This is a genomic window from Pseudomonas sp. B37(2017) (assembly GCF_002112885.1).
Lineage (GTDB): Bacteria > Pseudomonadota > Gammaproteobacteria > Pseudomonadales > Pseudomonadaceae > Aquipseudomonas > Aquipseudomonas paraglycinae.
This window is the reverse complement of record NZ_NEIX01000007.1, coordinates 331338-357368: the sequence shown is the minus strand read 5'-3', so window position 1 is coordinate 357368 and position 26031 is coordinate 331338. Positions and strand designations below refer to the sequence as shown.

At 61.0% G+C, this 26031-nt stretch carries 25 protein-coding genes; 13 read left to right on the top strand and 12 right to left on the bottom strand.

All coding sequences use genetic code 11. The features are described 5' to 3' along the window. Nucleotides 1-82 precede the first annotated feature (82 nt). Together lptG and lptF are read right to left on the bottom strand one after the other, a co-directional pair. Nucleotides 83-1144: an LPS export ABC transporter permease LptG gene (gene lptG, locus CAF90_RS19600; protein ID WP_007957365.1), complete on the bottom strand. Its 1062-nt coding sequence runs from the start codon at nucleotides 1142-1144 to the stop codon at nucleotides 83-85. Continuing rightward, nucleotides 1137-2258, bottom strand: coding sequence for an LPS export ABC transporter permease LptF (lptF, locus tag CAF90_RS19595; protein WP_064593584.1), 1122 nt, complete (start codon nucleotides 2256-2258; stop codon nucleotides 1137-1139). The genes lptG and lptF overlap by 8 nt, the downstream gene beginning before the upstream one ends. Before the next feature lie 307 nt (nucleotides 2259-2565). Between lptF and CAF90_RS19590 the strand changes: the two genes are divergently transcribed. The 5 genes from CAF90_RS19590 (at nucleotide 2566) to rlmF (ending at nucleotide 9148) form a co-directional block, all read left to right on the top strand. After that, entirely contained in the window at nucleotides 2566-4056 is a 1491-nt protein-coding gene (locus tag CAF90_RS19590; RefSeq protein WP_085608161.1) for a leucyl aminopeptidase, read from the top strand. A 60-nt stretch (nucleotides 4057-4116) separates the two neighbouring features. Further along, complete coding sequence (locus tag CAF90_RS19585) at nucleotides 4117-4545, top strand: DNA polymerase III subunit chi (RefSeq protein ID WP_085608160.1); 429 nt, start codon at nucleotides 4117-4119, stop codon at nucleotides 4543-4545. A gap of 8 nt (nucleotides 4546-4553) precedes the next feature. After that, on the top strand, nucleotides 4554-4946 hold the full coding sequence (locus CAF90_RS19580; RefSeq protein ID WP_085608159.1) for a DNA polymerase III subunit chi: 393 nt from the start codon (nucleotides 4554-4556) through the stop codon (nucleotides 4944-4946). A gap of 199 nt (nucleotides 4947-5145) precedes the next feature. Further along, nucleotides 5146-7992: a valine--tRNA ligase gene (locus CAF90_RS19575; protein WP_085608158.1), complete on the top strand. Its 2847-nt coding sequence runs from the start codon at nucleotides 5146-5148 to the stop codon at nucleotides 7990-7992. Nucleotides 7993-8125: 133 nt separating this feature from the next. Continuing rightward, nucleotides 8126-9148 (top strand): 23S rRNA (adenine(1618)-N(6))-methyltransferase RlmF, encoded by a 1023-nt coding sequence (gene rlmF, locus CAF90_RS19570; protein WP_085608157.1) that lies wholly within the window; start codon nucleotides 8126-8128, stop codon nucleotides 9146-9148. 124 nt (nucleotides 9149-9272) lie between these two features. Here rlmF and CAF90_RS19565 read toward each other — a convergent pair whose 3' ends face one another. Continuing rightward, the gene (locus CAF90_RS19565; RefSeq protein ID WP_007957357.1) at nucleotides 9273-9554 is read right to left on the bottom strand and encodes an HU family DNA-binding protein; all 282 of its coding nucleotides are present in this window, start codon (nucleotides 9552-9554) and stop codon (nucleotides 9273-9275) included. A 396-nt stretch (nucleotides 9555-9950) separates the two neighbouring features. On the opposite strand from CAF90_RS19565, the gene yejK reads away from it, so the two are divergent. Next, nucleotides 9951-10955: a nucleoid-associated protein YejK gene (gene yejK, locus CAF90_RS19560; RefSeq protein ID WP_007957356.1), complete on the top strand. Its 1005-nt coding sequence runs from the start codon at nucleotides 9951-9953 to the stop codon at nucleotides 10953-10955. Next, nucleotides 10955-11305, top strand: a complete 351-nt coding sequence (locus CAF90_RS19555; RefSeq protein ID WP_085608156.1) for a glutaredoxin family protein — start codon at nucleotides 10955-10957, stop codon at nucleotides 11303-11305. The genes yejK and CAF90_RS19555 overlap by 1 nt, the downstream gene beginning before the upstream one ends. Nucleotides 11306-11336: 31 nt before the next feature. Here CAF90_RS19555 and CAF90_RS19550 read toward each other — a convergent pair whose 3' ends face one another. The 5 genes from CAF90_RS19550 to CAF90_RS19530 all read right to left on the bottom strand — a co-directional run bounded on the left by CAF90_RS19550 (nucleotide 11337) and on the right by CAF90_RS19530 (nucleotide 15868). Then, on the bottom strand, nucleotides 11337-12272 hold the full coding sequence (locus CAF90_RS19550; protein WP_085608155.1) for a glutathione S-transferase family protein: 936 nt from the start codon (nucleotides 12270-12272) through the stop codon (nucleotides 11337-11339). A gap of 726 nt (nucleotides 12273-12998) precedes the next feature. Continuing rightward, nucleotides 12999-13301 carry a GIY-YIG nuclease family protein gene (locus CAF90_RS19545; RefSeq protein ID WP_064593561.1) on the bottom strand — a complete coding sequence of 101 codons (303 nt, stop codon included), beginning with the start codon at nucleotides 13299-13301 and terminating at the stop codon, nucleotides 12999-13001. A 39-nt stretch (nucleotides 13302-13340) separates the two neighbouring features. Beyond that, nucleotides 13341-13814, bottom strand: coding sequence for a nuclear transport factor 2 family protein (locus tag CAF90_RS19540; protein WP_085608154.1), 474 nt, complete (start codon nucleotides 13812-13814; stop codon nucleotides 13341-13343). Between the two features lie 100 nt (nucleotides 13815-13914). Next, nucleotides 13915-15219 (bottom strand): CynX/NimT family MFS transporter, encoded by a 1305-nt coding sequence (locus tag CAF90_RS19535; RefSeq protein ID WP_085608153.1) that lies wholly within the window; start codon nucleotides 15217-15219, stop codon nucleotides 13915-13917. Next, the gene (locus CAF90_RS19530) at nucleotides 15209-15868 is read right to left on the bottom strand and encodes a FadR/GntR family transcriptional regulator (protein ID WP_085608152.1); all 660 of its coding nucleotides are present in this window, start codon (nucleotides 15866-15868) and stop codon (nucleotides 15209-15211) included. The genes CAF90_RS19535 and CAF90_RS19530 overlap by 11 nt, the downstream gene beginning before the upstream one ends. A 166-nt stretch (nucleotides 15869-16034) precedes the next feature. Between CAF90_RS19530 and CAF90_RS19525 the strand changes: the two genes are divergently transcribed. Both CAF90_RS19525 and CAF90_RS19520 read left to right on the top strand, forming a co-directional pair. Next, complete coding sequence (locus tag CAF90_RS19525; RefSeq protein WP_074691191.1) at nucleotides 16035-16346, top strand: type II toxin-antitoxin system MqsR family toxin; 312 nt, start codon at nucleotides 16035-16037, stop codon at nucleotides 16344-16346. After that, complete coding sequence (locus CAF90_RS19520) at nucleotides 16343-16834, top strand: type II TA system antitoxin MqsA family protein (protein WP_085608151.1); 492 nt, start codon at nucleotides 16343-16345, stop codon at nucleotides 16832-16834. Before CAF90_RS19525 ends, CAF90_RS19520 begins: the two co-directional genes overlap by 4 nt. A 52-nt stretch (nucleotides 16835-16886) precedes the next feature. On the opposite strand, the gene CAF90_RS19515 is transcribed toward CAF90_RS19520, so the two are convergent. The 4 genes from CAF90_RS19515 to CAF90_RS19500 form a co-directional block, all read right to left on the bottom strand. Continuing rightward, entirely contained in the window at nucleotides 16887-17651 is a 765-nt protein-coding gene (locus CAF90_RS19515) for an amino acid ABC transporter ATP-binding protein (RefSeq protein WP_007957337.1), read from the bottom strand. 11 nt (nucleotides 17652-17662) lie between these two features. Further along, the gene (locus CAF90_RS19510) at nucleotides 17663-18760 is read right to left on the bottom strand and encodes an amino acid ABC transporter permease (RefSeq protein WP_007957335.1); all 1098 of its coding nucleotides are present in this window, start codon (nucleotides 18758-18760) and stop codon (nucleotides 17663-17665) included. A 10-nt stretch (nucleotides 18761-18770) separates the two neighbouring features. Beyond that, entirely contained in the window at nucleotides 18771-19952 is a 1182-nt protein-coding gene (locus CAF90_RS19505) for an amino acid ABC transporter permease (protein WP_085608150.1), read from the bottom strand. Between the two features lie 65 nt (nucleotides 19953-20017). Next, nucleotides 20018-21049 (bottom strand): amino acid ABC transporter substrate-binding protein, encoded by a 1032-nt coding sequence (locus CAF90_RS19500; RefSeq protein ID WP_007957332.1) that lies wholly within the window; start codon nucleotides 21047-21049, stop codon nucleotides 20018-20020. Nucleotides 21050-21516: 467 nt separating this feature from the next. Here CAF90_RS19500 and CAF90_RS19495 point away from each other — a divergent pair, with 467 nt between their 5' ends. The 4 genes from CAF90_RS19495 (at nucleotide 21517) to CAF90_RS19480 (ending at nucleotide 25960) form a co-directional block, all read left to right on the top strand. Beyond that, complete coding sequence (locus tag CAF90_RS19495) at nucleotides 21517-22173, top strand: alpha/beta hydrolase (protein ID WP_085608149.1); 657 nt, start codon at nucleotides 21517-21519, stop codon at nucleotides 22171-22173. A gap of 96 nt (nucleotides 22174-22269) precedes the next feature. Further along, entirely contained in the window at nucleotides 22270-23748 is a 1479-nt protein-coding gene (gene rhlB / locus CAF90_RS19490) for an ATP-dependent RNA helicase RhlB (RefSeq protein ID WP_085608148.1), read from the top strand. A gap of 125 nt (nucleotides 23749-23873) precedes the next feature. After that, nucleotides 23874-24818 carry an ornithine cyclodeaminase family protein gene (locus CAF90_RS19485; protein WP_085608147.1) on the top strand — a complete coding sequence of 315 codons (945 nt, stop codon included), beginning with the start codon at nucleotides 23874-23876 and terminating at the stop codon, nucleotides 24816-24818. 14 nt (nucleotides 24819-24832) lie between these two features. Beyond that, the gene (locus CAF90_RS19480) at nucleotides 24833-25960 is read left to right on the top strand and encodes an FAD-binding oxidoreductase (RefSeq protein ID WP_085608146.1); all 1128 of its coding nucleotides are present in this window, start codon (nucleotides 24833-24835) and stop codon (nucleotides 25958-25960) included. Nucleotides 25961-26031 lie beyond the last annotated feature (71 nt).

The following is a 26031-nucleotide window of genomic DNA, read 5'->3' as shown; positions in this document are numbered from 1 at the left end:
GTCACCCGGATTGCATGCAAAAACGCCCCGGTCTGGTGACCGAGGCGTTTTCAAGGCTAAAGCGTGGGTGAAACCTTGTTCATCAACCGGCTCGACGCAACAGCCAGACACCCGCCAGCGCACACACGCCAGCCGGCACCAGCACCGCGAACAGCGGCGAGAAGCCGAATACCAGACTGGATGGACCCAGCAGATCCTGAACGATGCGGAAGGTGAAGCCCACCAGCACACCGGTGAACACCCGCTGACCGAGGGTCACCGAACGCAGCGGACCGAAGATAAAGGAGATCGCCATCAGCACCAGCGCGGCGGTCACCAGCGGCTGCAACACCTTGACCCAAAATGCCAGCCAGTAACGGCCGTTGCTCAGGCCCTGGTCGGCCAGATAGTGGATGTAACCCCACAGACCGGTGATCGACAGCGATTCCGGCGCCATCACCACGGTGCTCAGCAATTGCGGGCTCAGGGAGACATCCCAGCGCTCGACCGGCGTATTGACCACTTCGGTGCTGCGCTCGTGGAATTTGGTGGTGGTCACGTCGGTCAGCTGCCAGTGATCGGTGTCGAACTCGGCGCGTTTGGCGAAGCTCGAGCTCAGCAGATGACGCTCTTTGTCAAAGTGATAGCGGGTCACGCCGTACAGACGACCATTGGGCTGCACGGAGTTGATGTGAATGAACTCCTCGCCCTGACGGTGCCACATGCCGTGCTTGGCGCTCTGCGCGTCACCGCTGCCTTGCGCCAGCGAACGATTGGCCTGGGCCATGCTTTCGGTGGCCGGTGCCACGTACTCGCCGATCAGCACGCCGGCCAGCATCAGCACCAGCATTGGCTTCATCACCGCCCAGACGATGCGCCCGATGGACACACCGGCAGCGCGCATGACGGTCAGCTCACTGCTGCTCGCCAGACTGCCGAGGCCGATCAGGCAGCCGATCAGCGCCGCCATCGGCAGCATGTCGTACATGCGGCGTGGCGCGGTCAGGAGCACGAAACTCAGGACATCGACCAGGGTGTAGGTGTCACTGACGTCACCCATCTCGTCGATGAAGGCAAACAAAGTGGCCAGGCCGAGAATGATCGCCAGCACCGCGATGATCGCCATGAAAACGCTGCTGCCGATGTAGCGGTCGAGTTTAACCACGGGCCACCTCCAGCGCAGCGCTGCGACGGCTGGCCAGTTTCAGGCGCAGAGGCTCCCAGTACAGCAGGCCGAGACCGATGACCAGGAAAATTGCGTGCACCCACCACAAGCCGAGCGCCGGTGGAATCTTGCCTTTCTCGAGGGCGCCGCGGGCGGCAATCAGGATGGTCAGATAAGCCATATAAAGAAGAATCGCCGGCAGCAGCTTGAGGAAACGCCCCTGACGCGGGTTGACCCGCGACAGCGGCACCGCCATCAGGGTCACGATGAACACCAGCAACGGCAGCGACAGACGCCATTGCAGTTCGGTTTTCGAGCGGATGTCGTCGCTGCCCAGCAAGGACGAGGTCGGCATGGCGTCACGGTCGGTGACTTCTTCGCTGACATCCGGCTTGGGCAGCAGCACGCCGTAGGTTTCGTAGTGGATGGCGCGATAGTTGGCCTGACCCGGGCTGCCGTCGTAGCGGTAGCCGTTGTCGAGAATCAGGTAGCGATTGCCGTCAGGACGCACTTCCTGGCGACCCTTTTCCGCCACCAGCACGGAAATCCCGCGATCTTTCTGGTTGGCGCCGAGGTTCTTCTGCGAGATGAACACGCTGCCAAGGTTGACCCGATCGTCGCTCAGGGTTTCGGTGTAGGTCACCCGCGTACCGTCGCGCAGGGCCTGGAAGCGGCCGGGCTCGAGGGTGTCGAATTCGGTCAGGGCGTCCTGCTTGTTCAGCAGCAGCTGGAACTGGTTGGCGCCTTGCGGGGCCAGGCTCAGGCTCAGCCACGCCACCACCAGTGCCACCAGGGTGGCCGGAAACAGAGTCATGCGAAACAGACGCTGCTGGCTCATGCCGGTGGCCGAGAGCACGGTCATCTCGCTTTCCAGGTACAACCGGCCGTACGCCAGCAGGATCCCGAGAAACAGGCCCAGCGGCAGGATCAGTTGCAGGAAGCCCGGCAGACGGAAGCCCATGATCAGGAAAAGGGATCCCGGATCGAGCTGGCCCGCGGCGGCCTGGGCAAGGTATTTGATGAAGCGACCGCTCATGATGATGACCAGCAGCACGGCGCTTACCGCACTCAGGGTCAACAGGACTTCGCGGGACAGATAACGGAAGACGATCAAACCAGACACTCCAGGGTTGTCAGGCTAAGGCGGCCAAACAAGCAAACGTATCGACGGGCCCGCAAGGCAGAGCCGTCGAAAAAAGATGCGGCATTATCCTGTGATTGAGGGCGCCTGTCACTGCGCACACTCACGCAAGCGTGCAATCCGTTGAAGATCGTACAACCGAGGGTTGTCAGGCGCGGTGAGCGAGGTTCAAACTGCCGCCTCTGTCGCAGGCACTGGCCTGCGCCTCTTCTCTCTATAAGCAGGCGACGGCGGACACGTCGAACGCCTGCGTGTTGACCATTCATTCAGGGATCCGGACATGGAACTGGTTGTAAAAAGCGTTAGCCCAGAAACGTTGAAAACCGCCACCCTGGTGGTTGCCGTCGGCGAAGGCCGCAAACTCGGTGTTGCCGCCAAGCAGGTCGACGAACTGAGCGGTGGCGCCATCAGCGCCGTGCTCAAGCGTGGCGATCTGGCCGGCAAGGTCGGCCAGAGCCTGTTGCTGCACAGCCTGCCGAACCTGAAAGCCGAACGCGTGCTGCTGGTTGGCGTGGGCAAGGATGAAGAACTGGGCGACCGTCCTTTCCGCAAGATCGTCGCCGGCATCCTCAACACCCTCAAAGGCCTGGGCGGCAGCGACGCCGTGCTGGCGCTCGATGAAATCATCGTCAAGAACCGCGACAGCTACGGCAAGACCCGTCTGCTGGCCGAAACCCTGGTCGACGGCGAATACACCTTCGACCAGTTCAAGAGCCAGAAAGCCGAACCGCGCGCGTTGAAGAAAATCACCCTGCTGACCATCAAGGCCGCTCAGGCCGAAGTGCAACGCGCCGTGAACCACGCCACCGCGATCGCCAACGGCATGGCGTTCACCCGTAACCTGGGCAACCTGCCGCCGAACATCTGCCACCCGACTTTCCTCGGCGAGCAAGCCAAGAACCTCGGCAAAGAGTTCAAGGATCTGAAAGTCGAAGTCCTCGACGAGAAGAAGATCAAGTCGCTGGGCATGGGTTCGTTCTACGCCGTCGGCCAGGGCAGCGCCCAACCGCCGCGCCTGATTGTCATGCAATACAACGGCGGCAAGAAATCCGAAAAGCCGTACGCACTGGTTGGTAAAGGCATCACTTTCGACACCGGCGGCATCAGCCTGAAGCCGGGCGCCGGCATGGACGAGATGAAGTACGACATGGGTGGCGCCGCCAGCGTGTTCGGCACCTTGCGCGCCGTGCTGGAACTGAAACTGCCGATCAACCTGGTGTGCATCCTGGCTTGCGCCGAGAACATGCCGAGCGGCAACGCTTCGCGTCCGGGCGACATCGTTACCACCATGAGCGGCCAGACCGTGGAAATCCTCAACACCGACGCCGAAGGCCGTCTGGTGCTGTGCGATGCCCTGACCTACTCCGAGCGCTTCAAGCCGCAAGCGGTGATCGACATCGCCACCCTGACCGGTGCCTGCGTCGTTGCTCTGGGCGCCCACACTTCGGGCCTGCTGGGCAACAACGACGAACTGATCGAGCAACTGCTGAGCGCCGGCAAGGCTGCCGACGACCGCGCCTGGCAACTGCCACTGTTCGATGAATACCAGGAGCAACTGGACAGCCCGTTCGCCGACATCGCCAACATCGGCGGTCCGAAGGCCGGCACCATCACTGCCGCGTGCTTCCTGTCGCGCTTCACCAAGAACCTGAACTGGGCGCACCTGGACATCGCAGGCACCGCCTGGACCAGCGGCGGCAAGGACAAGGGCGCCACCGGCCGTCCGGTTCCGCTGCTGACCCAGTACCTGCTGGACCGCGCCAAAGCCTGAAACCGATGATTGCGAGCGGCGCCTCTCTTGAGGGGCGCCTCTCGCAGCTCAGGAACCGCAATGACCAAAGTCGACTTTTATATTCTGCCCAGCGCCGATCCTTCGGCTCGCCTGGATTTTGCCTGCAAGCTCACCGATAAAGCCTGGCGCATGGGCCACCGCATCTACCTGCATTGCAGTGATGCTGCCCAGCGTGATGATCTCGATGCGCGGCTGTGGGCGTTCAAGGGCGAAACCTTCGTGCCTCACGGTCCGGCTGAAAGCGAACCGGAAGGTTTGATCGTGTTGGGATTGGGCGAGGACTGTGGCCAGCACACAGACTTGCTGGTCAACCTCGACCTGAAAGTCCCGGCTTTCGCCAACCAATTCGCCCGGGTGGCGGAGGTTGTGGTGGAAGATCCGGCGATCCGCACTGCGGCGCGGGAGAGTTTCCGTTTCTACCGCGAACAGGGCTATCCTCTGCAAGACCACCGTTTACAGCGACTCTGAGTACGCCGATGGACACTCCAAAACCGCTGCAAAAACCTGCGCACCTGCTGGATGACCTCGAGTCGATCCGCCAGCTGCTCGGCGATGACAACCTGCAACCGCCGCTGTTGACCGACACGGTCGATGATGGCGAACAGGAACAGATTCCGATGTTGTTCGATTCGGTCGACAACACACCGCAAGCCGTCGAAGCTGCACCCGCGACGACGCCTGCCCCGCAGCCTGCCGCTGCGCCTGTGAACAAAGGCCCCGACGCCCTCCTGCACCTGGACAGCGAATTGCGCGCCGCCGCGCAATTGATCATGCAGGACGTGATCGACGATTTCGCCCCGCACATCGAAACCGAAATCAAACGCCGCCTCGAGGCGCGGATGGAACGGCTTCTCGGCCAGTACGAATAACCCCCCGATCTCCTGTGGGAGCTGGCCTGCCAGCGATAGCATCACCGCGCCTTTCCTGAAAAACCGCGGCGCCTGCATCGCTGGCAGGCCAGCTCCCACATTTAAGTCTCCACCCGGCCCGCCCCGCTCGCCCTGCGCCCCATGCCCCGCTATACTTCCCGGCTTTTCCTGAATAAATGCCAATAGGGTCCCGCCGCGCATGGATAAGACCTACCAGCCGCACGCCATTGAAACTTCCTGGTACAACACCTGGGAGTCCGAGAACTACTTCGCCCCGCAAGGCGCGGGCGACTCCTACACCATCATGATCCCGCCGCCGAACGTCACCGGCAGCCTGCACATGGGTCACGGTTTCAACAACGCGATCATGGACGCCCTGATCCGTTTCCGCCGCATGCAGGGTCGCAACACCCTGTGGCAGCCGGGCACCGACCACGCCGGTATCGCCACGCAGATGCTGGTGGAGCGTCAACTCGAAGCCCAGGGCCAGAACCGCCACGATCTGGGCCGCGAAAAATTCCTCGAGAAAGTCTGGGAGTGGAAGGATCAGTCCGGTGGCAATATCAGCCGTCAGATCCGCCGCCTCGGCTCGTCCGTGGACTGGAGCCGCGAGCGCTTCACCATGGACGACGGCCTCTCGGAAGCCGTTAAAGAAGCCTTCGTGCGCCTGCACGAAGACGGCCTGATCTATCGCGGCAAGCGTCTGGTCAACTGGGACACCAAGCTGCACACGGCGATTTCCGACCTCGAAGTGGAAAACCACGACGAGAAAGGTTTCCTGTGGAACCTGAAATACCCGCTGGCCGACGGCGCGAAAACCGCTGAAGGCAACGATTTCCTGATCGTCGCGACCACCCGTCCGGAAACCATGCTCGGCGACTCCGCCGTCGCGGTAAATCCGAACGACGAGCGCTACAAAGCCCTGATCGGCAAATTTGTCGAGCTGCCGCTGGTTGGCCGCCGCATCCCGATCATCGCCGACGATTACTGCGATCCTGAATTCGGCACCGGCTGCGTGAAAATCACCCCGGCTCACGATTTCAACGACTACGAAGTCGGCAAGCGCCACAACCTGCCGCTGCTGAACATCTTCGACAAGAACGCCAACGTGCTGCCGGCAGCGCAGGTGTTCAACCTCGACGGCACGCTGAACGACAGCATCGACGGCAAGATTCCGGCCGAGTACGCCGGTCTCGAGCGTTTCGAAGCGCGCAAGCAGATCGTTGCCGCGTTCGACGCCGCCGGCCTGCTGGTCAGCGTCGACGACCACAACCTGAAAGTGCCGAAAGGCGACCGCTCCGGCACCGTCATCGAGCCGTGGCTGACCGACCAGTGGTACGTGTCCACCAAGCCGCTGGCCGAGCCTGCGATTGCTGCCGTTGAAGACGGCCGCATCCAGTTCGTGCCGAAGCAGTACGAAAACATGTACTTCTCGTGGATGCGCGACATCCAGGACTGGTGCATCAGCCGTCAGCTGTGGTGGGGCCACCGGATTCCGGCCTGGTACGACGAGTCGGGCAAAGTCTACGTCGGCCGCGACGAAGCGGAAGTGCGCGCCAAGCACAACCTCGGCCCGGACTTTGCGCTGCAACAGGACAACGACGTTCTCGACACCTGGTTCAGTTCGGGTCTGTGGACCTTCTCCACCCTGGGCTGGCCGGAAAAGACCGAATTCCTGAAGAAATTCCACTCCACCGACGTGCTGGTGACGGGCTTCGACATCATTTTCTTCTGGGTTGCCCGGATGATCATGCTGACGATGCATTTGATCAAGAACGAGGACGGCACGCCGCAGGTTCCGTTCAAGACCGTTTATGTGCACGGTCTGGTGCGTGATGGCCAGGGCCAGAAGATGTCCAAGTCCAAGGGCAATGTCCTGGACCCGCTGGACATCATCGACGGTATCGAGCTCGAAACCCTGGTGCAGAAACGCACTTCCGGTCTGATGCAGCCGAAACTGGCGAAGAAGATCGAGAAGCAGACCCGCGACGAGTTCGCCGACGGCATCGCCAGCTACGGCACCGACGCCCTGCGCTTCACTTTCTGCTCGCTGGCGTCTACCGGTCGCGACATCAAGTTCGACATGGGCCGCGTCGAAGGCTATCGCAACTTCTGCAACAAGATCTGGAACGCCGCGCGTTATGTTCTGGACAAGGGCGAAGACTGCGGCCAGAACGGCGAAGCCTACGAGCTGTCGCTGGCGGATCGCTGGATCATCTCGCAACTGCAACGCACCGAAGCCGAAGTGACCCGTCAACTGGATCAGTTCCGTTTCGACCTGGCGGCGCAAGCGCTGTACGAGTTCATCTGGAACCAGTACTGCGACTGGTACCTGGAACTGTCCAAGCCTGTGCTGTGGGACGAAAACGCGCCGGTCGAGCGCCAGCGCGGCACTCGCCGTACGCTGGTTCGCGTACTGGAAGTGGCGCTGCGTCTGGCGCATCCGTTCATGCCATTCATCACTGAAGAAATCTGGCAGCGCATCGCGCCGCTGGCCGGCATTCAGGGCAAGACGATCATGCTGCAAGCGTGGCCGGTGGCCAACGAAGAGCGCATCGATCCGGCGGCCGAAGACGATATCGAATGGCTCAAGGGCCTGATGCTCGGCACACGCAACATCCGTGGCGAAATGAACATCGGCCCGGGCAAACCGCTGCCGATCTACCTGAAGAACGTCACCGCTGAAGACCAGCGCCGCCTGACCGAGAACGAAGCGCTGCTGAAGAAGCTGGCGCGTCTGGAATCGATCACCGTACTGACCGCCGGCGAAGAAGCGCCGTTGTCCGCTACTGCGCTGGTTGGCGAGATGGAAGTGCTGGTGCCGATGGCCGGTCTGATCGACAAGAACGCCGAGCTGGCGCGTCTGGACAAGGAAATCCTGCGTCTGCAGGGCGAAGTCCAGCGCGTTGGCGGCAAGCTGTCCAACGCCGGTTTCGTTGACAAGGCCCCGGCCGAAGTCATCGAGAAGGAACGCGCCAAACTGGCCGAAGCCGAACAGGCTCTGGCCAAGCTGGCCGAGCAGCACGCGCGGATTGCCAGCCTGTAACGGCAAATCGCATTGAAAAAGGGAGGCCCGCAACGGCCTCCCTTTTTTGTGCCCGGCACTTTTCCGGCCAACAACTCGGCTCCCTGTGGGACAATGGCCGCCACTTTCAGCCCTACCCGAATCGACCACGCCCATGAACGCCCCACGTACACCGAAACCTGCGCGCAAGAAGCCTGACTCCGCCACCCCGGCCAAGCCCGTGGAACCGCGTAAAGAAGCCAGCCTGCACCCGCGCAATCGCCATCAGGGTCGTTACGACTTCCCGGCGCTGATCAAGACCACGCCGGAACTGGCGAAGTTCGTGATCACCAACCCGTACGGCAAGGAAAGCATCGACTTCGCCAGTCCCGATGCGGTGCGTGTGTTCAACCGGGCACTGCTCAAGTCGTTCTACGGCATCCAGCATTGGGACATCCCGGCCGATTATCTGTGCCCGCCGGTGCCGGGCCGTGCCGACTACATCCACTTCCTGGCTGACCTGCTGGCCAGCAACAACGACGGTGTGGTTCCGCGCGGCGCCATCGTCAATGTGCTGGATATCGGCATGGGCGCCAACTGCGTGTATCCGCTGATCGGCAACAGCGAATATCGCTGGCACTTCCTCGGCTCGGAGATCGATCCGACCGCCGTGGCCGCCGCCAGGGCCATCGTCAAGTCCAACGACCTGAACAAGGTCATCCAGCTGCGCCAGCAGGAGAACCGCAAGCACATCCTGATCGGCCTGCTGGAGCCTGGCGAGCGCTTTGACCTGACCATGTGCAACCCGCCGTTCCACGCGTCGATGGAAGAAGCCACCAAGGGCAGCGAGCGTAAGTGGCGAGCCCTCGGCAAGGCCGATCCGAAACGCAAACTTCCGGTGCTGAATTTCGGCGGGCAATCGGCCGAACTGTGGTGTGAAGGCGGCGAAGCGCGTTTCGTGACGCAACTGATCGCCGAAAGTGCGAACTTTGCGCACAAGGTGTTGTGGTTCAGCACCCTGGTCTCGAAAGCTTCGAACCTGCCTGCCATCGAAACCGCGCTGAAAAAGGTCGGCGCGCTGGAAAGCCAGGTGGTGGAAATGTCCCAGGGGCAGAAGCAGAGCCGCTTCGTCGCCTGGACCTTCCAGACCAAGTCCGAGCAGCAGATCTGGCGGCGCGAACGCTGGGTTCGCAAGTAATACGTTTCAACCGGGGCGGCGCTTGATCGCAAGCAGCCGCCGCTACTGCTGAAACACAAACAGCAGGCGCAAAAAAACCGTGCCCGGATCGCTCCGGTGCACGGTTTTTTTTTATCGCTGCGTCTTACTTGTTCACAGCGTCGGTCAGGCCTTTGGCCACAACCAGCTTGATCACTTTCTTGGCAGGGATTTCGATGGCAGCGCCAGTCGATGGGTTACGGCCAGTGCGGGCAGGACGCTCGGTCACTTTCAGCTTGCCGATACCTGGCAAAGTGATTTCGGCACCGTTTTCCAGCTGATCGGCAACGATTTGGCCCAGTTGGTCCAGAGCGGCACGCGCGGTGGTTTTCGGCGCGTCGATAGCTTCAGCGATGTCGGCGATCAGTTGGTCTTTAGTAAGAGCCATGTAGTGTTCCTTCCCTATCAAATTCATATGGATTGCAGAGTGCAGTGTCAGCCATCGAGCCCGATCTTCTGGATCTGGCACCCTCGGCGATAACCACGACGAGTCGGGGTTATAGATGCCGAAATCAAGGTTTGGTTCGACCTGACAAAAGCTGAATGCATGCTTGTCGCGGTGACTTCGCACAAGACCGGGCAAAACTAGCACAGAGACAAGGAAATATCCGCCTCTAGCTAGCCAAATGGTCAGGTTTATTGCGCTAAATCGGTAAATAAATGCATAAGGGCCGTCGGGTGACGCGGATTTGCCCTTCACCCCGCGCCAAATCCAGTGGTTGCGGTACACTTAGCGCTTTTTCGGGGGAGCCCGCCCTCCCCCCTTCCACCAGCCGAGAAGCCTATGCCGATCCGTCATTGCATCGTCCATTTGATCGACAAAAAACCCGACGGCACACCCGCAGTCCTGCACGCCCGTGACTCCGAACTGGCTGAGTCCGCAGCCATCGAGAACATGCTCGCCGATCTGAACGAGAGCTATAACGCCAAACAGGGCAAAGCCTGGGGGTTGTTCCATCCGGAGTCCGGCGCGTTCCCGTTCAGCGGCTGGCTGAAGGAATACATGGAAGGCGGCAAGGATTTCACCGCGTTCAGCAAGGTCGCGGTCGAGCACCTGCAGAAACTGATGGAAGAATCGAACCTGTCGGTCGGCGGCCACGTATTGTTCGCCCACTATCAGCAAGGCATGACCGATTACCTGGCCATCGCCCTGCTGCACCACAGCGAAGGCGTGGCGGTGACCGATCAACTGGACGTGACCCCGTCGCGCCACCTCGACCTCGGTCAACTGCACCTGGCGGCGCGGATCAACGTTTCCGAGTGGCAGAACAACAAGCAGTCCAAGCAGTACATCTCGTTCATCAAGGGCAAGAACGGCAAGAAGGTCTCGGAGTACTTCCGCGACTTCATCGGCTGCCAGGAAGGGGTCGACGGCCCGGGCGAAACCCGCACCCTGCTCAAGGCTTTCAGTGACTTCGTCGAGAGCGAAGACCTGCCGGAAGATTCCGCCCGCGAAAAGACCAAGACCCTGGTCGACTACGCCAGCAGCCAGGCCAAGCTCGGCGAGCCAATGGGCCTGGAAGAACTGTCTGAGCTGATCGACGAAGAACGCCCGAAGGCCTTCTACGATCACATCCGCAACAAGGATTACGGCTTGTCGCCGGAGATCCCGGCGGATAAGCGCACGCTCAACCAGTTCCGCCGCTTCACCGGTCGCGCCGAAGGCCTGTCGATCAGCTTCGAAGCGCACCTGCTGGGCTCGAAGATCGAATACGACGAAGAAGCCGGGACGCTGGTCATCAAAGGCCTGCCGACCTCGCTCACCGATCAGTTGAAGCGTCGCAACTGATGCTCGGCAATGTGCTGAAAAAGGTTCTGCTGGTTCTGCTGGTGGTCGTGGTCTATCAGAACTGGGGCAAGATCGAGCGGGTGTTCAACCCGTCGCAGATGGCGTCCGAGCAGGTCCGCGCCAACGCCAGGGTCGTGCTGTACGCCACGGACTGGTGCGGCTACTGCAAGCAGACCAAGCGCTTTCTCGATCAGAAAGGCATTCCGTTCAAGGAATTCGATATCGAGAAGGACACCGAGGCACGCAAGGCGTATGAAGCGCTGGGCGGACGCGGGATTCCGCTGATCGACGTCAATGGCACGTTGATTCGCGGGTTTGATCCGGACGAGATTCTCGCTGCACTGAAATGAACGAGGGAGCCATTCGGCTCCCTCAGTTGTTTCAGCGTTTCTCGATTCGGAAACCGAAACGCGGGAAGTGCACATGCACCAACCCGCCACGTTCGTCTTCACGACGCAGGATCATCTCCTCTCGACCGGCAAACACCAGCTCACCGGCCACCGGATCAACGCCGTAGTCTGTCGCGGCGATCAGCACCTGCTGACCTGCCACGAACCCGTTCGGATCAGTGAATTCCTCGTCCGGCAACGCCGCAGGCGTCGAGCTGCGCGCGATCTCCAGTGCTTCCTCCGAACTCATCTCGCTGGCCGCGCCATGGCCAAAACCGAGCACACGCCCCAGCCACGCCGACACCGCCGGATAAGCATCCACCAAAGGCGCCGTCACGTGAGTGGCCTTGAGGAACCACAGCGGATGAGCCATGGCGAAGTCGGCAATCGACGGTTCACCGAACAGGAAGTCACCGTCTTCACGCTGCAACTGTTGCTCCAGACGCGCCATGAGGGTCGGCCAATTGTGCTTGGCCTGCTCGGCTGACAGCCTGGTCGCGCTGCCACCGCTGAACAGTCCGGCCCGATCTGCGAGGAACGCCTTGATCGCTTCCGGCGGCAACTTGCCGAAACGCACTGCCACCGATTCCGGCTGGAACACCAGGCTCACCGCGTGCTGGAACACCACCGAATCGGCCCAGGCGGCGAAACTGGCGGCGATCATTTCCTGACCTTCCGGGAAGAATGAAGGCTGGGCCTTTTCCTGCTCGAGGCGGCGGGCGATCAGCGCGGTGTCGCAATAGATATCGGCGCCGATCTGCAACACCGGGGTCTTGCGGTAGCCACCGGTCAGGGCGGTCAGATCCGGTTTCGGCATCACCGGCGAGATGTGCACCGAACGCCAGGACAAACCCTTGAAACCCAACAGCAGCCGGGCCTTTTCGGCGAATGGAGAGGTCGGGTAATGATGCAGAATCAACTCGGACATGCTCGGCTCCGCCGCACAGAAAGTGAGCCAGCAGCTTAGCGCGCAATTCGTTCGCAGCCTACGGATCCGGCTGATGGGAACTGATCAGTCAGGTTGATAAGGCACTAAAAAACCGCCTCAGCCAAGGCTGAGACGGCTTCCCACATCAATGACCCTACATCAGGTCATCGAAGTGATCTCGCAGGAACTCGTAAAAGCGAAACGCTTTGAACGACCTCCATACGAGGCTCAGAGTACGCAGCAAAAGCTTCATACGTTTTGACCTCCGGTGGGGGGCCAAACCTCCAGCGTGCTTACCGGACCACGTACGCCTTCGGAATACACGCCAATGTATCCAATGAGGCGGCCGGTTGTGATCCCCCTGAAAAATCATTCCGGCACGGGAGCAACCCCATGTCAGAGGGCATGAAACCGTTACGTCGATCAGCCAGACCTCAAAGCTGCATTGGCATGCGAGCGGACGAATAGTAATCGGATTGCTATACCGTCATTTAAACAAATGAGCTCAAAATCGCATTCTCTGGAATGGGTGTTTCAAGGCTTGCCTGGGGACGTAAAGACGAATACTCTTGGCCTGCGCCAGTGTATCCAGTGAGATGCAATAAACCCCGGCCGCAAACCGAGGTTTACAGAAAAAACCGCCTACAAGGGCGGTTTTTTCTTGCCTGTCGTTTATGCAACGTGCCTCCTCCACGGAAGGGATATCTATAAGGTTTGAGGGCTTATTCAGTCCGGGCGATAAGACGCCACCAGACATTCCTTCGCACTCTTCCTGAGCTTCTTGATCAACCGCTCCTGACGCAACGCATCACCCTTGTCGCGACAACGCTCGGTGTAGACCAGCGCCATCGCCGGGCTTGAGAGAAAGAATCGCGCCCCTTTGCCACTCTGATGCTTGGCGAAGCGGCGCACGGGATCATCGCTGATCCCGCAGTACAGCGAACCGTTGGCGGCGCGTACGAGGTAGACGAACCAGGACTTGCTCACTGGAACGTCGGCATCGAGAGGATTTTCGCTGAGGCTGGTCACGGGACAATTCAGGCGTAAGGAAAACAGGCCGCGATCTTATCAGCGACTCGCCTGAAATGCCTTCAGCCCTTTCAGCGCCTGGGCGCGGACGGCGTTGCGCACCAGCGGCGTCCAGCCAAGGAGCAGGCCCTTGAAGCCCAGCGCCTGCCGCGACCAGCGCCACAAGTCGAAGTGGTCGTGGTGTTCGCAGATCTTGCCGTCACGGAAGACGAAACGTGCCTGGATGTCGTTGATCACGATGTTGCCGGTCTGGCTGAACAGGTAGGTCGCCACCCAGTGGGCGCCGCCGCTGCGCTCGTCGGCGCGGACGTTGTCGAAAGTCAGGGAGAAGTCCTTGGCCCGGGTGGTGAGCATGCGCCACATGTCGCCGGCATCGCGGCCGCGCAGCTCGCCGAAGGCCGGATCGCTGAACACCACGTCGTCGGTGTAGCAGGCGGCCATGGCCTCGGCGTCGAGGCGCTGGAAAGCCTGGTAGAAACGGGTGATCAGGGCGCTGTGGGCTTCTTCACTCATGGGCAATCTCCAGGAAAGGTACAGATTGCCAGCACGATAATCCGCAAACGCCCGAAACACTATCGGCATTCGCATTCCGAATACCGACAGTGTGTGCGTATCAGACCTTTTCGCTTGCCACCTGCACGTACAGCGCACGTCCGGCACCGAGGCCGGCGAGGATTGCCCCGGCACCGATAATGCCGAAGATCCAGCCCACGGCGTTCCAGCCACCGGTCCAGTCATGCACGACGCCGACCGCGAACGGCCCCATGGACGCGAGGGTGTAGCCGAAGCCCTGGGACATGCTCGACAGGTTCGCCGCGACATGGGAATCCCGCGAGCGAAGCACGATCAGGGTCAGCGCCAGGCTGAACGTACCACCCTGCCCCAGGCCCAGCAGGATCGCCCAGCCCCACAGGCCTTCGATCGGCGCGTAGAGGCAACCGAACAGGCCGCCGAGGGTCAGCGCCATCACCACCACGATCGCCAGCCGCTGATCCTTGCCGCGCGTGGCCAGCCACGGTGCCGCCAGGGAGCTGGCGAGCTGGATGATCACCGAACCGGACAGCACCAGGCCGGCCTGGGTCGGCGTCAGCCCGCGACCTATAAGGATCGACGGCAACCAGCCGAACACGATGTAGGCCAGCGACGATTGCAGGCCCATGTACAAGGTCACCTGCCAGGCCAGCGGATCACGCAGCAGACCGCGCACTCGATACGCGACATTGTGCGCGCCGTGCTTCTGGCCGATTTGCGGCAGCCAGAACACTGCCGCCACCAGCGCCGGAATCACCCAGAAACCCAGGCCCATGGCCCAGCTGTGATCGAAGTGTTCGCTCAGCGGCACACTGGAACCCGCCGCCATCGCCGCGCCCAGGCACAGGGCCATGGTGTAGACGCCGGTCATGGTGCCGGCATGCTTGGCGAAGTCACGCTTGACGATGCCCGGCAGCAACACGCCGATGATGCCGATGCTCGCGCCGCCCAGCACGCTGCCGGCGAACAGACCGATTTCACCGAAATTGCTGCGCAGGATGATGCCGCCGGCCAGTGTCAGAAGAATCCCCAAGACCACCCGCTCGGCACCGAAACGTCGTGCGAGCACCGGGGCCAGCGGGGCGAACAGACCGAGGCAGAGCACCGGCAACGTCGTCAGCAAACCCGCTTGAGCGGCGGACAAACCGAGGCTTTTCGACACTTCACTGAGCAACGGCGCCATGCTCGACAGCGCCGGGCGCAGGTTCAACGCCACCAGAATCAGCCCCAGCAGCAACAGCCACGGGCGCCGCACCAGCGGATGGCTTTGCTGCACCTGCTCGTCATCGGCTTCGGCATCGATCAACAACTCTTCGAGCTCGGCCTTGCGAACGGGTGCTGTGGAGACTTCTGGGCGGGACATGGTTTTCTCGGTTTCAAGGTTCATTGATCAACTGCCTCGACAGGGCTTTGGCCCCCTCCGGATCGCGCTGCTCGACAGCCTCAAGCAAGGCGACGTGCAAATCGAAGACTTCCTGTCGACGGGGAACGATGTTCAGGGTCTGGCGCAATTGCGCACCGACGATGCTGGAAAAATAGCGATACAGCTCGCTGAGGGTCGGGTTGTGCGCGGCGTCCACCAGACGGCGGTGAAACACCAGATCGCAGCGGATGTAACTGTCGAGGTCGCCGTGGTAGTGGCGGCCGGCGACACCCAGCGCCTCACGCAGTGCGACGAGGTCTTCATCGGTCCGGCGCAAGGCCGCCAGGCCGATGGCCTCGACTTCAAGGATGTGCCGGGTTTCCCGGGCCTGATCCAGCGAGCATTTGGACAGCGCCTTGAGCGTGTCCATCGGATCGACCACCGCCCGCAGGTAACTGCCGTCACCCTGACGAATTTCGATCAACCCGGAAAACGCCAGCACCCGCATCGCCTCGCGCACGGTGTTGCGGCTGATGCCGAGCTCGGCACACAGCTCGGGCTCGGTCGGCAAACGCTGACCGACCTGCCACGTGCCGTCGGTGATGCGCTGGCGCAACTGATCCAGGGCCTGATCGACCAGGGATCGCTTAATGAGTGGAGAAATGTCTGACATAGGATTCGCCCTTTCATCCAATCATGGGATGAATTTTCTGACATGTTAGTCAGCTCCGTGTAGGACGGCAACCACCTAGGGTCAGAGAGGGGCAAATGGAGCGGGATTTTCGATTAGTCAAAATTACCCTTTAAGGGTAATTTCAGGGACAGGGTTTTGGTTTCTTATGGAAAAGAACACACCCCATTACGACTTGGTGGTGATCAAGGCTGAGGTCAGGCGACGGGGAAGACAGGCATTCACCAAGAGCGCAGAAAAAACCGGACTGGATCTCGGCTTCAGCATCATAGAGATGCAAGAAATCGTTTTCGAACTGCAGAACAGGATGTTGTACAAGTCGATGACCACCTATGACGATCATCGAGTCTGGCAGGACGTTTATCACACGCACTCACACGATCTGGAGATTTACATCAAGGTGACATACCGCCCCGAAGGTGGCCCACCGGTAATCTCCTTCAAGGAGAAAAACCAATGAAGACCCGGCAATGTTTCAGCTGCGGTGCACGTGAGGGAATGACACATTTCGAGGGCCGCGGCGAAACCATCAGTGTCAAAGGCATGGAACGTCGTATCGATGACCTTGCTGGCTGGGAATGTCGCAAATGCGGTGAGGTCGAGTGGGACGCCGATACCGATAGTGCAGAACGCTACACGCAAGCCGGTGATGATCTGGTGATTGCTGCCCGACAAATGATCGGTAACGAGATGAAGCGCATCCGGCGCAAATTGCACCTGACGCAAAAAGAAACGGTGCAACTGCTGTCTGGTGGCGGACACAACGCATTTTCCCGCTATGAGCGCGGCGAGGTGCTTCCGCCGAAGGCGTTGATGCTGCTGATGCGCCTGCTCGATCGCTATCCGCACTTGCTCGCCGATGCGAAAGCCTTGGGTGAAGGGGCGGATCTGAGGAGCGCCTTCAAGTATACCGAGCACAAAGAGCACGAAACCCTCACCGTTTCCTGACTCCCAAAAAACAAACCCGGCACAAGGCCGGGTTTGTTTTATGCATCAGATATCAATGCAGGATCTGACTCAGGAACAACTTGGTCCGATCATTCTGTGGATTGTCGAAGAAGTCGTTCGGCGCCGCCTGCTCAACGATTTCGCCCTTGTCCATGAAGATCACGCGGTTGGCCACGGTGCGGGCGAAGCCCATTTCGTGGGTCACGCAGAGCATGGTCATGCCGTCTTCGGCCAGGCCGATCATGGTGTCGAGCACCTCTTTCACCATCTCCGGGTCGAGTGCCGAGGTCGGTTCGTCGAACAGCATGATTTTCGGTTTCATGCACAACGCGCGGGCGATCGCCACACGCTGCTGCTGACCGCCGGACAATTGCCCCGGGTACTTGTGCGCCTGCTCCGGAATGCGTACGCGTTCCAGGTAATGCATGGCGATTTCCTCGGCCTTGCGCTTGGGCATCTTGCGTACCCACATCGGCGCCAGGGTGCAGTTCTGCAGGATGGTCAGGTGCGGGAACAGGTTGAAGTGCTGGAACACCATGCCGACTTCACGGCGGATCGCTTCGATCTGCTTGAGGTCGTTGGTCAGCTCCACGCCATCGACCACGATGCGGCCCTGCTGGTGCTCTTCCAGACGGTTGAGGCAGCGGATGGTGGTGGACTTGCCGGAACCCGACGGGCCGCACAGCACGATACGCTCGCCCTGACGCACGTTGAGGTTGATGTCTTTCAGCACGTGGAACTGGCCGTACCACTTGTTCACGCCCTGCATCTGAATGATGCCTTCAGGGCCCACTGGCTTTTTGATTGCTTCGCTCATCGAAAAAACTCCTAACGCTTGTGGCCAGTGTCGAGCTTGCGTTCCAGGTGCATGGAATAGCGCGACATACCAAAACAGAAAATCCAGAACACCAGGGCGGCGAACACGTAGCCTTCGGTGGCCATGCCCAGCCATTTCGGATCGGCAGCGGCTTGCTTGACGCTGTTGAGCAGGTCAAAGAGGCCGATGATGATCACCAGGCTGGTGTCCTTGAACAGCGCGATGAAGGTGTTGACGATGCCGGGAATCACCAGCTTCAGGGCTTGCGGCAGAATCACCAGGCCCATGGCGCGCCAGTAACCGAGACCCATCGCGGCCGCGGCTTCGTACTGGCCCTTGGGGATCGCTTGCAGACCGCCGCGCACCACCTCGGCGACGTACGCCGACTGGAACAGGATCACGCCGATCAGCGCCCGCAGCAGCTTGTCGAAGTTCATGCCTTCAGGCAGGAACAGCGGCAGCATCACCGAGGACATGAACAGCACCGTGATCAACGGCACGCCGCGCCAGAACTCGATGAAGGTCACGCAGACCACTCGGATCGCCGGCATGTTCGAGCGTCGGCCCAGCGCCAGGACAATCCCCAGCGGCAACGCACCGGCGATGCCGACAGTCGCGATCACCAGGGTCAGCATGAGACCGCCCCACTGGCTGGTCGCCACGGTGTCGAGGCCGAAGACGCCGCCATGCAGCAGGCACCAGGCAACGATCGGGTAGACCACCAGGAAGCTCAGGCCGTACACCGCCTTGTGCGCCACGCGCTTGATGAACAAGGGCGCCACGCCGATGACCGCCAGCCACACGGTCAGGTCCACGCGCCAGCGCAGTTCCGGCGGGTAGTAGCCGTACATGAACTGACCGAAACGCTGCTGGATGAAGACCCAGCAGGCGCCGTCCTTGGTGCAGTCGGCGCGGGTGGTGCCGACCCAGTTGGCATCGATGATCGCCCAGCTGAGGATCGGCGGAATCACCAGGTAGATCAGATAGAACGCGAACAGGGTCAGCAGGGTGTTGAGCCAGCTGGAGAACATGTTCGCGCGGATCCACGCCATCGGGCCGAAGACCTTGGCCGGCGGTGGCATGTCGGGTTTGAAAGTATGAGTACTCATGCGCTATTCCTTACCGCTCGATCAGCGCGATGCGCTTGTTGTACCAGTTCATCAGCAGGGAAATGCTGATGCTGATCGCCAGGTACACGCTCATGGTGATGGCAATGACTTCGATCGCCTGACCGGTCTGGTTCAGCACGGTGCCGGCGAACAGCGAAACCATTTCCGGATAACCGATACCGGCCGCCAGCGAAGAGTTCTTCGCCAGGTTCAGGTATTGGCTGGTCAGCGGCGGGATGATGACCCGCAGCGCTTGCGGAATGATCACCTTGCGCAGGGTCGGGCCGTTGCGCAGGCCGAGCGAATGCGCCGCCTCGGTCTGGCCGTGGCTGACCGACTTGATGCCCGAACGCACGATCTCGGCGATGAACGCCGCGGTGTACACCGTCAGCGCCAGGGTCAAGGCCAGCAGTTCCGGAATCAGCACCCAGCCACCGACGAAGTTGAAGCCTTGCAGCTTCGGCATTTCCCAGTGCACGGGGGCACCGAAGATCAGCGCGCACACCGCCGGGATCACCAGGAACAAGGCCAGACCGGCCCAGAACTTGTGGAACGGCTCGCCAGTGGCTTCAAATCGCTTGTTGGCCCAACGGCTCATCAGCACGATGGCGACGATGGCCACCACGATGCTGACCACAAACGCCCAGAAACCGTCGGCCATTTGCGCGGCCGGCATGTTCAGGCCACGGCTGCTGACGAAGAAGGTATCGCCGAAGTTGTGGCTGTTGCGCGGCCCCGGCATGGTCAGGAACACCGCGAAGTACCAGAACAGGATCTGCAGCAGTGGCGGGATGTTACGGAAAACCTCCACGTACACCGTTGCCAGTTTGGCGATGATCCAGTTCTTCGACAGGCGCGCCACGCCGACGATGAAGCCGAGGATCGTGGCCAGGATCACACCGATGAAGGTCACCAGCAGCGTGTTGAGCAGGCCGATGACAAACACCCGGGCATAACTGTCCGCTTCGGTGTAGGAGATCAGGTGTTGAGCGATGCCGAACCCGGCACTGCGCTCGAGAAAGTCGAACCCCGAAGTGATACCCCGGTGTTGCAGGTTGGTCTGGGTGTTATCGAACAGATACCAGCCCAGGGAGACCACCGCCACGATGGTGATGATCTGAAATACCCACGCACGCACTCGTGGATCGCTGAGGCTGAGCCTCTGCTTTGGTGCGCCGATTGAATTTTGCATGAAGTGCCCCGGAAATAATGGAACAGAACGTCACCCGGCAGTTGGCCTGCCGGGTGACAGAACCATCAGCGCACTGGTGGTGCGTATTGAATGCCGCCGTTGTTCCACAGCGCGTTCAGGCCGCGGTCGATTTCCAGCGGAGTGCTCTTGCCGAGGTTTTTCTCGAAGATTTCGCCGTAGTTGCCGACTTGCTTGACGATCTGTACGACCCAGTCCTTCGGCAGTTTCAGGTCTTTGCCGTATTCGCCGTCTGCACCGAGCATACGAGCGACATCCGGGTTCTTGGTCGCTTTGGCTTCAGCTTCGACGTTCTTCGAAGAGATGCCGGCTTCTTCGGTGTTCAGCAGCGCGTAGCCAACCCAACGCACGATGGCCAGCCACTCGTCGTCGCCGTTACGCACGACCGGGCCCAGAGGCTCCTTGGAAATGGTTTCCGGCAGAACTACATAATCCTTCGGCGAAGCCAGCTTGCTGCGCTGGGCGAACAGCTGGGATTTGTCGGAGGTCAGCACGTCGCAACGACCGGACTCCAGCGACTTGGCGCTTTCATCGGAGGTGTCGAAAGTGATCGGGGTGTATTTCAGACCGTTGCCGCGGAAGTAGTCGGAAACGTTCAGCTCGGTGGTGGTACCGGCCTGGATGCAGATGGTTGCACCGTCCAGCTCTTTGGCACTCTTCACGCCCAGCTTGTTGTTTACCAGGAAGCCGATGCCGTCGTAGTAGGTAATGAAGCCCGGGAATTTCAGGCCCATGCCCGCGTCACGGGAGCTGGTCATGGTGGTGTTGCGCGACAGAATGTCGATCTCGCCGGACTGCAGAGCGGTGAAACGCTCCTTGGCGTTCAACTGACTGAACTTGACCTTGGTCGCGTCGCCGAACACGGCAGCGGCCACGGCGCGGCAGACGTCAGCATCGATACCCACGATCTTGCCGGTGGAATCCGGAACCGAGAAGCCTGGCAAGCCATCGCTGACGCCGCACTGCACGAATCCTTTCTTCTTCACTGCATCCAGGGTTGCACCCGCCTGAGCGAACCCGCTGACACCCAGTACTGCAGCAGCAGTCACGATCGCCAGAGTGGATTTCAACATCTTCATTCAAACCTCCAGTTTTGCTCTTGTTGTGTCGGAGCTTGAGTCCAGTCGCACCCTTTTGAGGCGTTGTTGACCCGTGTTGGCTTTTTTTGGGGTCAACCGACGCAGGACCTTCGCTATGAGTCTAGTAGGAGAAAATCCACATCATGGACAACTCACTTCTCACCAGTCGGCCGAACGGGCGGTAGCCCTTTCACGTTCGCTAAGCCCGTTGCGGCCATTGGCGAACATCCATCACCGGATTCTTTGCTATCCCGTCGCCAGGCGTTCACTGATAGTGTTACCGCCAGGCGCGAGATCGATTGCACGACTACCTCATAGCAAAGCCCGTACCACACCGGCAGCTGAAGCGATTGAGTGACAGGTCAATAGCAAAACTTGCAGCCTTGCGACATCTTCTTAACGGATCAACCGGGCGCGCACGCAAATCACGCACTCAATGAGAGCGCCCGCACACAATTGGAGCAGCCATGACCGAGCCCTTGATTCTTCAGCCTGTTAAGCCCGCAGACGCTTGCGTGATCTGGCTGCACGGCCTCGGCGCCGACCGCTACGACTTTCTGCCGGTGGCCGAAGCGCTTCAGGAAATCCTGCTGAGCACGCGTTTCGTCCTGCCCCAGGCGCCGACCCGTCCGGTGACGATAAATGGCGGATATGCCATGCCGAGCTGGTACGACATCAAAGCCATGAGCCCGGCCCGGGCGATCGACCGCGACGAGCTGGAAGCGTCCGCCGACCGCATCATCGAATTGATCGAAGAACAGCGAAGCAGCGGAATAGACGCCTCGCGAATTTTCCTCGCCGGTTTTTCCCAGGGCGGCGCCGTGGTCTATCACACCGCGTTTCTGAAATGGCAGGGACCGTTGGGCGGGGTGCTGGCATTATCGACATACGCGCCGACCTTCAGCGATGAACTGGAGTTGTCCGCCAGCCAGCAGCGGATTCCGGTGCTGTCGCTGCACGGCCAGTTCGACAACGTGGTGCAGAACTCGATGGGACGCACGGCTTATGAGTATCTCAAGGCCCATGGTGTCACCGTGACATGGCAGGAATACCCAATGGAGCACGAAGTGTTACCCGAAGAAATTCGCGACATCGGCACATGGTTGAGCGAACGCCTGCGCTGACAATTCCGACAAGGGTCGCCCTTTGATCATCCCACTACGCCGCGCCCGTTTCTTGCATTACACTGGCCGGCGTACATTCCTTAACCAATTGATGAGATGACCGTGCTCAAAGCACTCAAGAAAATGTTCGGTAAAAGCGAGGCTGAGCAGCTCGCGCCAGTCCCCACTGCGCCGTCGCACGCCCCCGGTCATCGCAGCGATGCCAGCCAGGCCGACCGCCAGACGCCCGCCACGACGTCGCAACGCGAACCAAAACCCGCTCCAGCTGCCGTGCCCGCCACCGAGCCGGCCCGCAGCGAAGCACCGAAACCGGCCAGACCACGTCGCGAACCCAAGCCCAAGGCGCCGGTGATTCCCTGGAAACTCGAAGACTTCGTCGTCGAGCCGCAGGAAGGCAAGACCCGTTTCCACGATTTCAAGCTCGCCCCGGAACTGATGCACGCCATTCAGGACCTGGGTTTCCCGTATTGCACGCCGATCCAGGCCCAGGTGCTGGGTTTCACCCTCGCCGGCAAAGACGCCATCGGCCGCGCCCAGACCGGCACCGGCAAGACCGCCGCGTTCCTGATCTCGATCATCACCCAGCTGTTGCAGACCCCGCCGCCGAAAGAGCGCTACATGGGCGAGCCACGGGCGCTGATCATCGCGCCGACCCGCGAGCTGGTGGTGCAGATCGCCAAGGACGCCGCCGACCTGACCAAGTACACCGGCCTCAACGTCATGACGTTCGTCGGCGGGATGGACTTCGACAAGCAGCTCAAGCACCTCGAAGCGCGCCATTGCGACATCCTCGTCGCGACCCCGGGCCGCCTGCTCGACTTCAACCAGCGCGGTGACGTGCATCTGGACATGGTCGAAGTGATGGTGCTGGACGAAGCCGACCGCATGCTCGACATGGGTTTCATCCCGCAGGTCCGGCAGATCATTCGCCAGACCCCGCCGAAAAGCGAACGCCAGACCCTGCTGTTCTCCGCGACCTTCACCGATGACGTGATGAACCTCGCCAAGCAGTGGACCACTGATCCTGCGATCGTCGAAATCGAGGTCACCAACGTGGCCAACGAAAACGTCGAGCAGCACATCTACGCGGTGGCCGGTGCCGACAAATACAAACTGCTCTTCAACCTGGTCAACGACAACGGTTGGGAGCGTGTGATCGTGTTCGCCAACCGCAAGGACGAAGTGCGTCGTATCGAAGAACGCCTGGTGCGTGACGGCATCAACGCCGCGCAGCTGTCCGGCGACGTGCCGCAGCACAAGCGGATCAAGACGCTCGAAGGCTTCCGCGAAGGCAAGATCCGGGTGCTGGTCGCCACCGACGTGGCCGGTCGCGGTATCCACATCGACGGCATCAGCCACGTGATCAACTTCACCCTGCCGGAAGTCCCGGACGACTACGTGCACCGTATCGGCCGTACCGGTCGTGCTGGCGCCGACGGCGTGTCGATCAGCTTTGCCGGTGAAGACGACTCTTATCAGTTGCCGTCCATCGAAGAAAAACTTGGTCGTAAGATCAGCTGTGAAACGCCGCCAACCCATCTATTGCGGGCGGTTGAGCGCAAGCGTCCACAGTAAGCGACGCCATAAAGAGAAGCGCAGCCGGCAACGGACTGCGCTTTTTTTTCGCCCGGATATTGTTCAACAAAACTAAAAGTCCATAATGGACAAATTAGTTTAAATAACGGTCTCCGGAGTCCGACATGTCCAGTACGCCTTACGTGATCGACCAAACCCAGGCCCGCGAGCTGTTGGCCCGGATCGATGTGCCGCAGATCCTGCGCAAGCTGTTCCGTGATCTGGCGGCCGGGCATGCGGTGCAACCGGCGCAGCAACTGGTGGAATTCCCCCAGGGTGCCGGGGACTTCATCAACTATCTCGGCGTATTGGCCGAAGACGGCGTGTACGGGGTTAAAACCTCGCCGTATATCGTTCGCGAACAAGGCCCGCTGGTGACCGCGTGGACGCTGTTGATGTCGATGCAGACCGGTCAACCGCTGATGCTCTGCGATGCCGGCGAACTGACCACCGCCCGCACCGCTGCGACCACCGCCGTGGCGGTCGATGCCCTCGCCCCGTTGAACGCCACGCGTCTGGCAATCATCGGCAGCGGCAAGGTCGCCCAGGCGCACCTGCATTACGTCAAGACGTTGCGCGACTGGCAGAGCATCAGTGTGTACTCGCCCACCTTGAGCGAAGACCCGGCAACCGCCCGCCAACTGCAAGCCCTCGATCCACGGGTGAATATCGCCGACAGCCGCGAAACCGCCATCGCCGAAGCCGACGTGATCATGCTCTGCACCTCGTCCGCCGGCCCCGTGATCGACCCGGCAACCTTGAGCAAACCGGCGCTGATCACCTCGATCAGCACCAACGCACCGCGCGCCCACGAAGTGCCCCCACAAAGCCTCAACGACATGCAGGTGTTCTGCGACTATCGTCTGACCACCCCGGGCTCGGCCGGCGAGATGCTGATCGCCAGCGAACGACATGGCTGGGACAACAACGCGATCATCGGTGACCTGGCGGATCTGCTCAGCGAAAAAGTGCAGCGCCCCGATTACAACCGTCACGTGTTTTTCCGCTCCATCGGTCTGGGCCTGGAAGACATCGCCCTGGCCAACGCCGTCTATCAATTGCAGCGCTGACACCGGAGATTTTCATGAGTCATGCAGATTTCATCATCATCGGCGGCGGGATTGCCGGCGCGTCCACCGGTTTCTGGCTATCGCAGCACGGGAAGGTCGTGGTGCTGGAGCGCGAGTCGCACCCGGCCTATCACTCCACCGGGCGTTCGGCTGCGCTGTTCACCGCCGCTTACGGCACTCCGCAGGTCCGGGCGCTGACCCAGGCCAGCCGCGAATTCTTCGACCATCCGCCCAGCGGCTTCTGCGAGCATCCGCTGCTGACTCCACGCGGCGAAATGACCGTGGACTTCACCGGCGACGCCGCCGAGCTGAACAATCAATACCTCAGCGCCAAGGCCACAGTGCCGGAGATGCAGTTGCTCAGCGCGGATGAAGCCTGCGCCCGGCTGCCGATCCTGCGCCGGGAAAAAGTCCATGGCGCGATCTACGACCCCACCGCCAGCGACATCGATACCGATGCCTTGCATCAGGGTTACCTGCGCGGTATCCGTCGCAACAACGGCCAGGTGCAGACCGATTGCGAAGTGCTCGGCCTGAGTCGCGACGCCGACGGCATCTGGCACGTGCAGACCAACGGCCAGACCTTCAGCGCGCCCATCGTGATCAACGCGGCAGGCGCCTGGGCCGACAGGATCGGTGCCCTCGCCGGTGCCCGGCCGCTGGGCCTGCAACCGAAACGCCGTGCGGCGTTCATCTTCGCCGGCCCTGAAGGCGTCGACATCCACCACTGGCCGATGCTGGTCAGTCTCGACGAATCGTTCTATATGAAGCCCGACGCCGGGATGTTCCTCGGCTCACCGGCCAATGCCGACCCGGTCGAGCCGCACGACGTGCAGCCGGAAGAACTGGACATCGCCATGGGCATTTACCAGATCGAGGAAGCGACGACCCTGACCATCCGCCGCCCGACCCGCACCTGGGCCGGCCTGCGCAGTTTCGTCGCCGACGGTGATTTGCTGTCCGGGTTTGATCCGCAGGTGCCGGGGCTGTTCTGGGTCGCGGCCCAAGGCGGTTACGGCATCCAGACTTCACCGGCGATGGGCCAGGCCAGTGCCGCGCTGGTACGTGGCGAATCGCTGCCCGACCACCTCAAGCAATTCGGCCTGACCGCCGCCATGCTCGCCCCTGCCCGCCTGGCCTGACCGTCCGCCCGGATGACGCGCCCGACGGATTGCGGCACACTCGCAACGCCCCCGGATCACGGGGGCGTTGA

Bases quoted from the DNA above. Each gene is read 5' to 3' on its own strand.
- CAF90_RS19590 (WP_085608161.1), top strand. From the start codon at position 2,566: ATGGAACTGGTTGTAAAAAGCGTTAGCCCAGAAACGTTGAAAACCGCC.
- CAF90_RS19585 (WP_085608160.1), top strand. From the start codon at position 4,117: ATGACCAAAGTCGACTTTTATATTCTGCCCAGCGCCGATCCTTCGGCT.
- CAF90_RS19580 (WP_085608159.1), top strand. From the start codon at position 4,554: ATGGACACTCCAAAACCGCTGCAAAAACCTGCGCACCTGCTGGATGAC.
- CAF90_RS19575 (WP_085608158.1), top strand. From the start codon at position 5,146: ATGGATAAGACCTACCAGCCGCACGCCATTGAAACTTCCTGGTACAAC.
- rlmF (WP_085608157.1), top strand. From the start codon at position 8,126: ATGAACGCCCCACGTACACCGAAACCTGCGCGCAAGAAGCCTGACTCC.
- CAF90_RS19565 (WP_007957357.1), bottom strand. From the start codon at position 9,554: ATGGCTCTTACTAAAGACCAACTGATCGCCGACATCGCTGAAGCTATC.
- yejK (WP_007957356.1), top strand. From the start codon at position 9,951: ATGCCGATCCGTCATTGCATCGTCCATTTGATCGACAAAAAACCCGAC.
- CAF90_RS19555 (WP_085608156.1), top strand. From the start codon at position 10,955: ATGCTCGGCAATGTGCTGAAAAAGGTTCTGCTGGTTCTGCTGGTGGTC.
- CAF90_RS19550 (WP_085608155.1), bottom strand. From the start codon at position 12,272: ATGTCCGAGTTGATTCTGCATCATTACCCGACCTCTCCATTCGCCGAA.
- CAF90_RS19540 (WP_085608154.1), bottom strand. From the start codon at position 13,814: ATGAGTGAAGAAGCCCACAGCGCCCTGATCACCCGTTTCTACCAGGCT.
- CAF90_RS19535 (WP_085608153.1), bottom strand. From the start codon at position 15,219: ATGAACCTTGAAACCGAGAAAACCATGTCCCGCCCAGAAGTCTCCACA.
- CAF90_RS19530 (WP_085608152.1), bottom strand. From the start codon at position 15,868: ATGTCAGACATTTCTCCACTCATTAAGCGATCCCTGGTCGATCAGGCC.
- CAF90_RS19525 (WP_074691191.1), top strand. From the start codon at position 16,035: ATGGAAAAGAACACACCCCATTACGACTTGGTGGTGATCAAGGCTGAG.
- CAF90_RS19520 (WP_085608151.1), top strand. From the start codon at position 16,343: ATGAAGACCCGGCAATGTTTCAGCTGCGGTGCACGTGAGGGAATGACA.
- CAF90_RS19515 (WP_007957337.1), bottom strand. From the start codon at position 17,651: ATGAGCGAAGCAATCAAAAAGCCAGTGGGCCCTGAAGGCATCATTCAG.
- CAF90_RS19510 (WP_007957335.1), bottom strand. From the start codon at position 18,760: ATGAGTACTCATACTTTCAAACCCGACATGCCACCGCCGGCCAAGGTC.
- CAF90_RS19505 (WP_085608150.1), bottom strand. From the start codon at position 19,952: ATGCAAAATTCAATCGGCGCACCAAAGCAGAGGCTCAGCCTCAGCGAT.
- CAF90_RS19500 (WP_007957332.1), bottom strand. From the start codon at position 21,049: ATGAAGATGTTGAAATCCACTCTGGCGATCGTGACTGCTGCTGCAGTA.
- CAF90_RS19495 (WP_085608149.1), top strand. From the start codon at position 21,517: ATGACCGAGCCCTTGATTCTTCAGCCTGTTAAGCCCGCAGACGCTTGC.
- rhlB (WP_085608148.1), top strand. From the start codon at position 22,270: ATGACCGTGCTCAAAGCACTCAAGAAAATGTTCGGTAAAAGCGAGGCT.
- CAF90_RS19485 (WP_085608147.1), top strand. From the start codon at position 23,874: ATGTCCAGTACGCCTTACGTGATCGACCAAACCCAGGCCCGCGAGCTG.
- CAF90_RS19480 (WP_085608146.1), top strand. From the start codon at position 24,833: ATGAGTCATGCAGATTTCATCATCATCGGCGGCGGGATTGCCGGCGCG.